Origin of the sequence: Miltoncostaea oceani (assembly GCF_018141545.1) — a bacterium.
GTDB classification, from domain to species: domain Bacteria; phylum Actinomycetota; class Thermoleophilia; order Miltoncostaeales; family Miltoncostaeaceae; genus Miltoncostaea; species Miltoncostaea oceani.
On record NZ_CP064356.1, the window covers coordinates 3,528,552 to 3,540,170 of the forward strand.

Below are 11,619 nucleotides of genomic sequence, written 5' to 3' on the forward strand. Positions count from 1 at the left end.
GACGGGTGACCGGCCGGCGACGGGCCCTCGCGGCCCTGCTCGCGGGCCTCGCGCTCACCCTCGGGGCCGGGCGCGCGGCGGCCGCCCCGGTCAGCGAGCCGACACCCGCCGAGGCGACGCGCGCCGCCGGCGACCTCGTGCGGGCCGTCGCCGACAAGGCCACCGAGATCCAGCGGGGCCTCGACGGTCCCGCCCCCTCCCGGGAGCCGACGCTCACCGACGACGAGGTCACGGCGATCGCCGAGACCTCCTCCGAGCTCCGCGACTGGACCGACGGGCGCGAGATCTCCCGGACCGCCGTCGACTACGACGAGGACGACCGGGTCCACACCTACTTCGCGGTCAGCGAGGACGCCGACGGCGACGAGACCGTCGAGGCGCAGGTGGTCGTCTCCGACGCGACGGGCGAGATCACCGAGGTCCGCACCGGGCCGCAGGTCGCCTGGATGATGGCGCGCGGCTACGAGGGGGCGTTCGGCCGGGCGATCAACCGCCCGGCGATCTGGCTCGGCCTGTGCGCCCTCTTCCTGCTCCCGCTGCTGCCGTTCCTGCGCCCCTCCCGGCTGATCTCGATGCGCACCCTCGACCTGCTGGTGCTGCTGTCGTTCGGGATCTCGCTGATCTGGTTCAACCGGGGCGAGGTCTTCACGTCGGTCCCGCTGCAGTACCCGCCGATGGTCTACATCGGACTGCGCCTCGCGTGGATCGCGGTGGCCCGCACCCGCGCGGCGCGCCACGACGCCCCCGACCCGCCGCCGGGACGGCCGCGCCGGCCGGTGCTCGGCAGCTCCGCGCCCACGTGGCTGCTGGTCAGCCTGCTCGCCGTGACCCTCGCCCTGCGCTTCGGCCTGAACGCCTTCGACTCGAACGTGATCGACGTCGGCTACGCGGGGGTGATCGGCGCGGACCGGATCGCCCACGGCACCACCCCCTACGGGAACATGCCGAGCGACTGCGGCAGCTGCGACACGTACGGGCCGCTGAACTACATCTCGTACGTCCCGTTCGAGCTGGCGGAGCCGTGGACCGGGACGTGGGACGCCCTCCCCGCCGCCCACGGCGCCGCGACGCTCTTCGACATCCTCTGCATCGCCGGGATGTTCACGCTCGGGTGGCGCCTCGCCGGGATGCGCCTCGGCATCGGCCTCGCGCTCGCGTGGTCGGCGTTCCCCTTCACCGGCTTCGCCCTCGCGACGAACTCCAACGACTCCCTCGTCGCGGCGACCCTGATCTGGGGGCTCGTCGTCGCACGGCACCCCGTCGGCCGCGGCCTGCTGCTCGGGCTGGCGCTCGCCACCAAGTTCGCGCCGGCGATCCTGCTGCCGTTGTGGAGCCGGCGTCCGTTCCCGCGCCCGGCGCCGGGGCGGACCCTGCTCCCGTTCGTCGCGGGGCTCGCCGGCGCCGCCGTGCTGACGGGCTGGGTGCTGCTGCTCGACGGCGCCGACGGGATCCGCGCGTTCTGGTCCCGTACGCTCGGCTACCAGCTGGGGCGCGACTCGCCGTTCTCGATCTGGGGGCAGCACCCCGGCCTGCGCCCGGTGCAGATCGGGTTGATGGTCCTGGTCGCCGTCGCCGCGGTGGCCGTGCTGCGCTGGCCACGGCGGCTGGACATGCTCACCATGACCGCGCTCTCCGGCGCACTCCTGATCGGTGTCGAGCTGACCCTGACCCACTGGTTCTACCTCTACATCCCCTGGTTCCTGCCGTTCGCGCTGGTGGCGATGGTGATCGAGTGGCCGCCCCCCGTCCGCGCCGAGCGCCCCGACGTGCCACCCGCCGAGGCGCCCGCGCACGACCCGGCGCCCGTCCCGGTGGCGACGTGACCGGCCGCTGGGCCCTGCCCGCGGGCGCCGTGGCGCTCGCGGCGCTCGTCTGGGCGATCCCCCTGCAGCTCGGCGTCTACGCCGACGCCGTCATCACCGACATCCCCGTCTACCGGCGCGCCTACGAGGAGATCGCCGCCGGCGGGGTGCCGTACGCCGACTTCAGCCTCGAGTACCCGCCGCTCGCGGGGGCGCTGTTCTGGCTCGCCGGCGCGCTGCCGGGTCCCTACGGGGTGACCTTCTCGGTGCTGATGTGCCTCTGCCTCTGCGCCACCGTGCTCGGCGTGATCGCCCTGGGGCGGGCGATCGGGCTCGACGGGCGGCGCCAGACGGTGGCGGCGGTGCTCACCGCCGTCAGCCCCCTGCTGATCGGCAACCTCGTCGAGACCCGGTTCGACCTCGCCCTCGCGGCGCTGCTCGTCTGGACGCTGTGGGCGGCGGCGACGGAGCGGTGGAGGCTTGCGTGGGGGCTCCTCGCCGCCGCGACGCTGCTGAAGCTGGTCCCCCTCGCCCTGATCCCCGTCCTCGTGATCTGGCAGCGGCACCGGCAGGGCAACCGCGGCGCCCTCGCCGGCGTCGCGGCCTGCCTCGGGATCGTCGCGGCCGTGATGGCGCCGTTCGTGATCATGTCGCCGTCGGGGACCTGGGACCTCGTGCAGTACCACCTCGACCGCCCCCTGCAGATCGAGGCGACCGCCTCCGCCTACCTGCTCGGGCTGCACGCCCTCGCGGACATCGGCATCACCGTCGAGAACTCGTTCGGCAGCCAGGGGCTCTCCGGGACGGGCCCGGCGGTGCTCGCCGGCCTCTCCACGCTCGCGCTGATCGTGATCCTGGTCGCGATCGCGTGGACGCTGTGGCTGGGGCTGCACCGCGCCCGCCACCCCGGCGACGCCCGCCTGTTCGTCGCGGCGAGCGCGGCGACGGTGGTCGCCCTGCTCGTGTGCGGGAAGGTGCTGTCCCCCCAGTTCCTGGTGTGGCTGCTGCCCGTCTGCTTCCTCGTCGCCGGCCGCTTCGGGCCCGCGTCCGCGGCGCTGGCCGCCGCGGCGATGCTGCTGACGTTCAGCTACTTCCCGCACCGCTACTTCGACCTGGTCGCGCTCGACAGCCTCCCGATCGGGCTGCTGGTGCTCCGCGACAGCGTCCTGATCGCCCTGCTCGCGGCGTGCTGGCCGCGGCCGAGCATCGCCGGGCGGCCCCTCGGGCGCGTCCTCGGGCGGGAGCGCACCGACCCGATGCGCGCCGACCAGGCCGTCTCCGCCCGCTACCTCACGGACTGACGGCGGGGGTCAGCCCTCGAGACTGAAGGTGGAGATGGCGGTCGCGCGGCCGTCGTCGCCCGCGTCGACCACCGCCCCCTGCACCAGCACTCCGCCGTCGGCGGGCTCGAAGCGCCCCGGCGTGGAGCCGAGGAACCGGCGCAGCACGATCTCCTTGCGGACGCCGATGACGGAGTCGTGCGGGCCGGTCATGCCGAGGTCGGTGAGGTACGCCGTCCCACCCTCCAGCAGCCGCGCGTCGGCCGTCTGGACGTGGGTGTGCGTCCCGACGACGGCGGTCACGCGCCCGGCGAGGTGGTGGCCGAGGGCGATCTTCTCGCTCGTCGCCTCCGCGTGGACGTCGACGAACACGAACGTCGCCGCGCGCCGCGCCTCGGCGACGAGGTCGTCGATCACCGCGAACGGGCTCTGAGCCGCCGTCAGGAACACCGACCCCATGACGTTGACGACGCTGACGGGACCCGCCGCCGTCTCGACCGTCGTCAGGCCGCGCCCGGGGGCGCGGACGGCGATGTTGGCGGGGCGCAGCATCCGGGGCTCGGTCTCGAGCATCGGGTAGATCTCGGGCTTCTGCAGCGTGTGGTTGCCGCCGGTGAGCACGTCGACGCCCGCGTCGAGCAGGTCGCGCGCCTGGCGGGGCGAGGTGCCGGCGCCGGCGGCGGCGTTCTCGGCGTTGACGATCACCACGTCCGGCCGGTGCGTCTCCCGCAACCCGGGCAGGGCCGCGAGCAGGGCGCGCATGCCCACCCCGCCGACCACGTCACCCACCAGGATCGCCCGCATGGCGGGGGAGCCTACCCCCACGGCGACCTCAGACGATCAGCGAGGCCTCGGTGCGGAGCAGCTCGAGGTCGACGTGGTTGCCGTCGTCGGCCGTGAACTGGGAGATCTCCTGCTCGGCCACGGCCGAGAAGTCGTGGACCCGGCCGAGGACCGTGATGCCGGCGCGGACCGACTCGCCGACGCTCGGGCGCGAACCCGACGCCGGGTCGGTGATGTGCGTCATCCTCAGCACCAGGCCGCTCGCGGCCACGGCGGGGGTGATCGTGACCTCGTAGCCCTCGATCTTCCCGAAGACGGTGTAGTTCGTGACGCTGGCGACGGTGCCGTCCACCGGCGCGTAGACCGTCGTGCCGGCGGGGGCGCCGACGGAGAGGCCGGCGGTGTCCGGGCCGACGCGGTCGCGGCGCGGCGCCTGGTGGATGCGCAGGGCGCCGGTCGACTCCAGCGGGACGCCGGAGGCGTCGTCGATCGCGTGGAACGCCGCGGCGGTCACGCGCTCGGGGTCGACGGGGATGTGCACCTGCACGCCCTCGGCGCGGGCGATGACCATCTCGGGGGGGCGGGCGCCCGTCCCGAGCTCCGGCGAGGCGACCGGGGACGCCAACGGACCCGCGGCGTCGGTGCCGCCCCCGCCCATGGCGCCGAGCACGAGCGCGAGCACGGCGACGACGATCACGGGGATGGCGGCGGAGACGATGGCGCGGCGGTCCCGCCGGAACGCCCGGCGCCGTCGTGACGTCCGACGGGCGGCGAGCTGCTCCCTGGTGAGGGGGGGCATAGCGCGGGAGAGTAGCCGACCTGCGCGCCGATGCGCCAGAGGCGCCGTGACGACGCCGGGACCGGAGGGCGACGGCCCCGGCCGGGGAGGCCCTAAGATGCCCCCGATGAGCGGGCGCGTCGCCCACCAGCCCGCCTGGGTGAAGCTCGTGGCCACGGCGGCCATCCTCGCGATCGCGTGGATCCTCGGCCAGACCATGGGACACGTGTTGCTCGTGTTCACGGTCTCGACCATCCTCGCGCTGCTCCTGAACCCCCTGGTGCGGCAGCTCCGGCGCCTCCGGATCCCGCGCGGCGTCGCCGTCCTGATGGTGTTCACCGGCTTCGCGGCCACCGCCGCCCTCGCCGTGTTCCTCGTCATCTCGCCCGTGCGGACGCAGATCGAGGAGATCGAGCAGAACCTCCCCGCCTACACCGACCAGGCGGAGCGGCAGGCGGACGAGCTGCAGACCTTCTTCGACGCCCGCGGCATCGACATCGACGTGAAGGCGCGTGCCGACGCCTTCCTCGCGGGCCTCCAGGAGCGGGCCTCCGAGGCCGCCGCGAACGTCCTCGACTACAGCCTCGACGTGCTCGGCATCCTCGTCACGCTGATCATCATCCTGGTGGCGAGCATCTACATGCTGCTCGACGCGCCCCGCATCCTCCGGTTCTCCCGCCAGGTCGGGGGACCCGAGACGGCGGCGTTCCTGCGCCGCGTCGAGTCGACCCTCACCGAGTACGTCAAGGCGCAGCTGCTCGTGTCGCTCATCATCGGCACGAGCGCCGGGGTGGTGCTGTGGGTCTACGGCGTCACCGGGCTCTTCCCCCTCGGGGCGACGTTCGCGGTGGCGTTCGCGGCGTGGGTCTTCGTGATGGAGTTCGTGCCCTACGTCGGCCCGATCCTCGGCGCCGTGCCACCGGTGCTGCTCGCCCTCTTCACCTCCCCGCTCGCCGCCCTGTGGGTGGTGATCGCGTTCATCGTGATCCACCAGCTCGAGGGCCACATCGTCGTCCCGAAGGTCATGAGCTCCGCCGTCGGCGTCCACCCGCTCGTCGTGATCTTCGGCCTCCTGATCGGCGAGCAGCTCGCCGGGGTCGTCGGGGTGCTCCTCGCCATCCCGGTCGTCGTGGTCGTCAAGGAGGCCGTCACGTTCCTCGGCGAGCGGCTCGGCGAGGGCGCCGTCCCCGTCACGCCGGCGGGCGACGACGACGCCGGGGCCCGCGCCGCCGACGTCCCCGGCACCCCGCCGCCCGCGCCGCCGGCACCCGTCACCGCCACCCGTGAGCTGCCCGCGCGCGTCGAGCCGCCGACCCTGCGGCACCCGACGTGAGCGGCGTCGCCGGGGACGCCCCCGTGCTCGTCGCGCGCGGCCTGTCGCGGCGGTTCCGCGGGGTCACGGCCCTCACCGGCGTCGACCTCGACCTCGGCGGCGGCGAGTCCGTCGCCCTGCTCGGGCCGAACGGCGCGGGCAAGACGACGCTGCTGACGATCCTCGCGGGCGTCACGCGCCGCGACGCCGGCTCGCTCGAATGGGCCGACGGGGTGGCCCCGCGCGTCGGCTGGGTCCCCCAGCGCCCCTCCCTCTACGGCCGCCTCAGCGTCCGCGAGAACCTGGAGCTCTTCGCCGGCCTCGAGGGCGCGCCCGACGCCGCCGCGGTCGCCGGGGAGCTGATCGACCGCGCCGACCTCGGCGCGTTCGCCGGGCGGCCGGCGGCGCAGCTCTCGACGGGGACGATGCAGCGCCTCAACCTCGCGATCGCCCTCGCCGGGCGGCCGAGCGTCCTGCTGCTCGACGAGCCGACCGCGACGCTCAGCCCCGACCAGCGCCGCCGGCTCTGGGCGTGGCTCGACGAGATGCGGGCCGACGGCCTCGCCCTGCTGTTCTCCACGCAGTCCGTCGACGAGGCCATGCGCCACGGCGACCGGCTGTTCGTCCTCGTCGACGGCGCCCTGGTGTTCACCGGCACCGCCGGCGAGATGACCGCCGCCCACGGCGGCGTCACCACGGGCGGGGCCGAGGAGGCCGAGCTGGCGTTCATGCGGATGGTGACCGGCGACGACGGGACGGCCGCGTGAGGGCGGCCCTGCTGCTGCTCCGCAAGGACGTCCGCCTCCTCGTGCGGACGCCGGCGCTGCTGCTGGTGCTCGTCGCCTACCCGGTCCTCGTCGCCCTCCTCGTCGCGATCGCCCTGCAGAGCGACGAGCGCCGGCCGGACATCGCCCTCGTCAACCTCGACACGTCGGGGCGGTCGGTGCAGGTCGGCGAGCGGCGCCTGTCGATCGACGACTACGTCGACCGGCTCGCCGAGGACGTCGACGTGCGCGAGCTCGACGCGGAGGCCGCCGCCGAGGCCCTCGACGCCGGGCGGGTCGCCGCCGTGCTGACGATCCCCGAGGGCTTCATCTCCGACCTCCAGTCGGGGGTCCGCCAGCCCGCGCTCCGGCTCGACGCGGGCCGGCGGTCCCCGATCGAGGCGGACGCGATCGTGCGCAGCCTCGAGGCCGCCGTCTTCCGGCTCAACCAGAGCCTCGCCGTCGGCTACGTCGACCAGGTGCTCGAGCTCGTGTCGCTCGTGACCGACGGCGGCGAGATCGGCATCTTCGGCCGCACCGGCGACGCCCTCGGCCTGACGCGCAGCCGCCAGCTGGTCGTCGACGTGCAGGCGCGGCTCCGCGCCACCGGCCAGGTCGCCGCGGCCGCCGAGCTCGCCCCGCTGCTCGTGTTCATCGACGAGACCCAGCGCAACCTCGACCTCGCGAAGCCGGCGGCCAACGCGATCCGCGCGCCGATCGAGCTGCAGGTCGAGGCGTCGGCCGCCGGGCGGGAGCCCCTGTCGGCGTTCGGGTTCGCGGGCGCCCTGCTCGTCTCGATCGGGCTCGCCGGAGTGCTGCTCGCGGCCGCCGCGATGTCCTCGGAACGGGAGGAGCACGTCCTGGTGCGGCTCGGGCGCGGCCTCGTCTCCGCCCCGGCGCTCGTCGCCGAGAAGATGGCCTTCACGGCGCTCGCGTCCCTCCTCGTCGGGTTCGCCCTGCTCGCCGGGGTCGCCCTGTTCACCTCGCTCGCCGTCGGGCGGTGGGGCCTGTGGCTCGCGGCCCTCCTGCTGGCGGGCCTCGCGTTCGGGGCGTTCGGCGTCCTCGCCGGCGCGCTGGCGCGCGAGACGCGCACCGCCCTCCTCGCCGCCCTCATGCTCGCCCTGCCGCTCCTCGCCCTCGGGCTGCTGCCCGACGCGGCGTTCGCGTCCGCCGTCTCCCAGGTCGTCCCGTTCGGCCCCGCCTTCGACCTGTTCCAGGCGCTGCTCGTGGAGCCCGTCCTCGACGGCGGCGAGATCGCGACGATGCTCGGCCACCTCGCGCTGCTCGCCGCCGTCTTCGGGGCCGCGGCGACCCTCGTCGTCCGCCGGAGGGCCATCTCCTAGGCGGGTGCCGTACGGTCACGCGAACCCGATCCCGGAGGGTCCCGTGTCACGTCTCGCCTACGCGCTGCTGCCCCTGGTGGGCGGCGCGATGATCGCCGCCCAGGCCCCCGTCAACGCCAAGCTGCGGCTGGTGCTCGGAAGCCAGTTCGGCAGTGCGGTGGTCTCGTTCGCCGTCGGCATCGTCCTGCTGATGACCGGGCTCGTGGTCGTGGGCCAGGTGGACGCCCTCGGCGCGGTCGGCACCGGGCCGTGGTGGGCCTACCTCGGCGGGCTCTTCGGCGCGGTGTTCGTCATCGCGACCCTCGTCGCCGCGCCCCGCATCGGCGTCACCACCACCTTCGTCGCCGCCGTCGCCGGGCAGATCCTGCTGTCGTCCCTGATCGACCGGTTCGGCTGGTTCGGCGCGCGCACCATCGACGTGTCGTGGGAGCGGATCGCGGCCCTCGGCCTGCTGGTCGTCAGCCTGGTGCTGCTGCTGCGCTCCAGTTGAGCGGCGGCCGGTCGAGGGCGCGCGCCAGCATCCGGGCGTACTCGCGGGCCGACACCTCCCGCGCCCCGAAGCGGCGGGTGTGCTCCGAGGCCATCTGGATGTCCCACAGGACGGCGCCGAGGCGCAGCAGCACGTCGGCGGCGCCCACGAGGGCCGCGTTCCCGGCCTCGGGCTCCCGGTGGAACATGCTCTCCGAGGTGAACATCCCGCCGAGGCAGACGCCGAACAGCCCCCCGCAGAGGCGCCCGTCGCGCCAGGCCTCGACGCTGTGCGCGTGGCCGGCGCGGTGCAGGCGGCCGTAGGCGCGCACCAGCCGCGGCGTCAGCCACACGCCCTCGCGCCCCCCGGCGCACGCCGCGGCCACCTCGTCGAACGCCGCGTCGACCCGGATCGCGTAGCCGGCGCGGCGCAGGCCGCGCGCCACGGACCGGGGGACCCGGAACCCCTCGACCGGCATCACGGCGCGGGGGTCGGCCTCGTAGAACCCGACGGGCCCGCGGGCGCCCTCGTCGTCCATGGGGAACCAGCCGCGCAGGTAGCCGGCCAGGAGGCCGTCCGGCTGCAGGGTGGGGTGGTCGGCGTCCGGGCCGTGCATCGACGTCCCACGCTACTCGTGGGAACCTCGGCGGGGCGTCGGCCGGGCGCTGTCGATTCCGGGCCTGCGCCGCGTCTCATGGGTGAGGGGCCGCACGGGCGGCCCGCCGGAACGGAGGACGACATGCGCTACCTGCTGTTGATCTACGGGGACGAGACGCTCTGGACCGACCCCACACCCGAGCAGATGGCGGCCGAGATGGCCGCCCACCAGGCGTTCAGCGACGCGACCACGGCGGAGGGCATCCTGCGCGGCGGGGAGGCCCTGCAGCCGACGACGACCGCCACGACGGTGCGCGTGCGCGACGGGGAGCTGATGCTCACCGACGGCCCGTTCGCCGAGACGCGCGAGCAGCTCGGCGGGTTCTACCTCGTGGAGTGCGACACCCTCGACGAGGCCGTCGCCGCCGCGCGGCGCATCCCCGAGGCGGCGGTCGGGTCGGTCGAGGTGCGGCCGGTGATGGAGTTCGACTGACCGGGACCGCTCAAGCGACGCTCGCCCGCGTGGCCCGCGAGGGCCGCGGGCGGGCCGTCGCGATCCTGTCCCGCCGGCTCGGCGACATCGACCGGGCGGAGGACGCGCTGCAGGACGCCCTCGCGGCCGCCGCGGAGCGGTGGCCGCGGGACGGCGTCCCCGCGAACCCGGAGGCGTGGATCCTCGCCACGGCGCGCAACCGCGCCATCGACCGGATCCGCCGGGAGCGCACCCGCACGGCGTCCGAGCGGGCCCGCGCACGCGTCACGCCCGACGTGGAGGAGGCATTGGACGACATCGACGACCACGCCCCGATCCCCGACGAGCGGCTCGGCCTGATCTTCGCGTGCTGCCACCCCGCCCTCTCCCCCGAGGCGCGGGTGCCGCTCACCCTGCGCCTCGTGGCCGGCATGGAGCAGCCGGAGGTCGCCCGGGCGCTGCTGCTGCCCGAGGCGACCGTCGCCCAGCGGCTCGTCCGGGCCAAGCGCAAGATCCGCGACGCCGGCATCCCGATCGCCGAGCCGTCCGCGGAACGGCTGCCGGAGCGGCTCGACGCCGTCCTCACGGTCGTCTACCTGATCTACACGGAGGGCCACACGGCGACGGGGGGCGACGCCCTGCGCCGCGACGACGTCGCCGGGGAGGCCCTGCGGCTGGGCGGCGTGCTCCACGCCCTGATGCCCGACGAGGCCGAGGTCGCCGGCCTGCTCGCCCTCATGACCCTGCACCACGCGCGCCGGGCCGCCCGCACCGACGACGCGGGCGGGCTGGTGCTGCTGGCCGACCAGGACCGGAGCCTCTGGGACCGCGACGCCATCGCCGCCGGCGGCGACCTCGTGGCGCGCGCCCTGCGGATGGCCCGGCCGGCGGGGCCGTACGCGCTGCAGGCGGCCATCGCCGCGGTCCACGCCGAGGCGCCGTCGGCGGCGGAGACCGACTGGGCCCAGATCGTGCTGCTCTACGACGCCCTGCTGCGGCGCAGGCCGTCGCCGGTGGTGGCGCTGAACCGCGCCGTCGCCGTGGCCGAGGTCGCGGGACCGCGGGCGGGCCTCGACGCGGTCGAGGAGATCGCCCGCGGCGGCGCCCTCGCGCGGTACGCGCCGCTGCACGCCGCACGGGCCGACCTGCTGCGGCGCCTCGGCGACGACGCCGCTGCGCGCGCCGCCTACGCCGCCGCCGCCGCGCTCACCACCAACCCCGCCGAGCGGGCGTTCCTCGCCGCCCGGGCGTGACCCCGCCGATCGGCCCGATCCGATCGCTCAGGGGACCCAGGAGTCCCCGGCCGGGGTGATCACGAGCTCGTGGGTCCACCCCCGCGGCGACTGGGCCGCGAGGTAGGCGACGGCGCGCGCCACGTCCTCGGGCGCGAGCGACTCCTCGGGCGGGCGGCCCTCCATGGGGGCGCGGTCCGTCTGGATGATGCCGTCGGCCACCAGCAGGGCGACGTGGACGCCGGCGGGCCGCAGCTCCTGGGCGAGGGCGTGGGTGAGGGCGCGGGCGCCGGACTGGGCCGCCGCCCACGGCCCGCGGCCGGGCATCGCACGGCGCGCCGAGCCGCCGGCGACCTGGATGATCGTGCCGGCGCCGCGGCGCTCCATCGCGGCCCCCGCCCCCCGCAGGATCGCCCACGCCGCGGGTAGGAAGCCCCCCGTCCACGACGCCAGGCGGTCCGGCGGCGCCCCCGCGACGGGTCCCCCGCCGAAGCTGTGGTCGCGCGGCACCGACGTGGTCGCGTTGACGACGAGGTCGAGGCCGCCGAGGTCGGTCTCGGCGCGCGCGAGGGCCTCGGCGACGACGTCGTGGTCGCCGGCGTCGCCCCGCACCGCGACGACGCCCGGGTGGGCCTCGGCCAGCGCGTCGAGCGTCGCGTCGGTCCGCGCCACCGCCACCGCCCGCCAGCCGGCGGCGAGCCGGTCGGCCACCACCGCCCGCCCGACGTTGCGGGCGCCGAAGACCACGAGGACAGGTGTCACGGAGCCAGTCTGCCAGGGGTGGGCG

Annotated in this window: 12 protein-coding genes; 8 read left to right on the forward strand and 4 right to left on the reverse strand. The window is 75.6% G+C overall.

Annotation, left to right across the window (positions count from 1 at the left end; translation table 11 throughout):
• The first annotated feature begins 5 nt into the window (after positions 1-5).
• Entirely contained in the window at positions 6-1,823 is a 1,818-nt protein-coding gene (locus tag IU369_RS17940; RefSeq protein WP_217922351.1) for a glycosyltransferase 87 family protein, read from the forward strand.
• Positions 1,820-3,103 carry a glycosyltransferase 87 family protein gene (locus tag IU369_RS17945; protein WP_217922352.1) on the forward strand — a complete coding sequence of 428 codons (1,284 nt, stop codon included), beginning with the start codon at positions 1,820-1,822 and terminating at the stop codon, positions 3,101-3,103. Before IU369_RS17940 ends, IU369_RS17945 begins: the two co-directional genes overlap by 4 nt.
• A 9-nt stretch (positions 3,104-3,112) precedes the next feature.
• Here IU369_RS17945 and IU369_RS17950 read toward each other — a convergent pair whose 3' ends face one another.
• Together IU369_RS17950 and IU369_RS17955 are read right to left on the reverse strand one after the other, a co-directional pair.
• Entirely contained in the window at positions 3,113-3,886 is a 774-nt protein-coding gene (locus IU369_RS17950) for a TIGR00282 family metallophosphoesterase (protein WP_217922353.1), read from the reverse strand.
• A gap of 28 nt (positions 3,887-3,914) precedes the next feature.
• Positions 3,915-4,664, reverse strand: coding sequence for a M23 family metallopeptidase (locus IU369_RS17955; protein WP_217922354.1), 750 nt, complete (start codon positions 4,662-4,664; stop codon positions 3,915-3,917).
• 106 nt (positions 4,665-4,770) lie between these two features.
• On the opposite strand from IU369_RS17955, the gene IU369_RS17960 reads away from it, so the two are divergent.
• Genes IU369_RS17960 through IU369_RS17975 form a run of 4 tightly spaced genes read left to right on the forward strand, consistent with a single transcriptional unit; the run spans position 4,771 to position 8,552 of the window.
• On the forward strand, positions 4,771-5,976 hold the full coding sequence (locus tag IU369_RS17960) for an AI-2E family transporter (RefSeq protein WP_217922355.1): 1,206 nt from the start codon (positions 4,771-4,773) through the stop codon (positions 5,974-5,976).
• Complete coding sequence (locus IU369_RS17965; RefSeq protein WP_217922356.1) at positions 5,973-6,722, forward strand: ABC transporter ATP-binding protein; 750 nt, start codon at positions 5,973-5,975, stop codon at positions 6,720-6,722. Before IU369_RS17960 ends, IU369_RS17965 begins: the two co-directional genes overlap by 4 nt.
• Positions 6,719-8,062 carry an ABC transporter permease gene (locus tag IU369_RS17970; protein WP_217922357.1) on the forward strand — a complete coding sequence of 448 codons (1,344 nt, stop codon included), beginning with the start codon at positions 6,719-6,721 and terminating at the stop codon, positions 8,060-8,062. Before IU369_RS17965 ends, IU369_RS17970 begins: the two co-directional genes overlap by 4 nt.
• 43 nt (positions 8,063-8,105) lie before the next feature.
• Positions 8,106-8,552 (forward strand): DMT family transporter, encoded by a 447-nt coding sequence (locus IU369_RS17975; protein WP_217922358.1) that lies wholly within the window; start codon positions 8,106-8,108, stop codon positions 8,550-8,552.
• Here IU369_RS17975 and aat read toward each other — a convergent pair.
• A complete protein-coding gene (aat, locus tag IU369_RS17980) occupies positions 8,521-9,147 on the reverse strand; it encodes a leucyl/phenylalanyl-tRNA--protein transferase (RefSeq protein WP_217922359.1) in 627 nt (208 codons plus the stop codon). The two genes, IU369_RS17975 and aat, sit on opposite strands and share 32 nt — an antisense overlap.
• A 123-nt stretch (positions 9,148-9,270) precedes the next feature.
• Between aat and IU369_RS17985 the strand changes: the two genes are divergently transcribed.
• Positions 9,271-9,621, forward strand: coding sequence for a YciI family protein (locus IU369_RS17985; protein WP_217922360.1), 351 nt, complete (start codon positions 9,271-9,273; stop codon positions 9,619-9,621).
• Complete coding sequence (locus IU369_RS17990) at positions 9,618-10,853, forward strand: RNA polymerase sigma factor (RefSeq protein ID WP_425516835.1); 1,236 nt, start codon at positions 9,618-9,620, stop codon at positions 10,851-10,853. The genes IU369_RS17985 and IU369_RS17990 overlap by 4 nt, the downstream gene beginning before the upstream one ends.
• Positions 10,854-10,880: 27 nt before the next feature.
• Here IU369_RS17990 and IU369_RS17995 read toward each other — a convergent pair whose 3' ends face one another.
• Positions 10,881-11,594 carry an SDR family oxidoreductase gene (locus tag IU369_RS17995; RefSeq protein WP_217922362.1) on the reverse strand — a complete coding sequence of 238 codons (714 nt, stop codon included), beginning with the start codon at positions 11,592-11,594 and terminating at the stop codon, positions 10,881-10,883.
• Positions 11,595-11,619: the final 25 nt, after the last annotated feature.

What these genes read in the sequence shown, in the direction of transcription:
- IU369_RS17950 (WP_217922353.1), bottom strand. Translation starts at nt 3,886, where the DNA reads ATGCGGGCGATCCTGGTGGGTGACGTGGTCGGCGGGGTGGGCATGCGC.
- IU369_RS17955 (WP_217922354.1), bottom strand. Translation starts at nt 4,664, where the DNA reads ATGCCCCCCCTCACCAGGGAGCAGCTCGCCGCCCGTCGGACGTCACGA.
- aat (WP_217922359.1), bottom strand. Translation starts at nt 9,147, where the DNA reads ATGCACGGCCCGGACGCCGACCACCCCACCCTGCAGCCGGACGGCCTC.
- IU369_RS17985 (WP_217922360.1), top strand. Translation starts at nt 9,271, where the DNA reads ATGCGCTACCTGCTGTTGATCTACGGGGACGAGACGCTCTGGACCGAC.
- IU369_RS17960 (WP_217922355.1), top strand. Translation starts at nt 4,771, where the DNA reads ATGAGCGGGCGCGTCGCCCACCAGCCCGCCTGGGTGAAGCTCGTGGCC.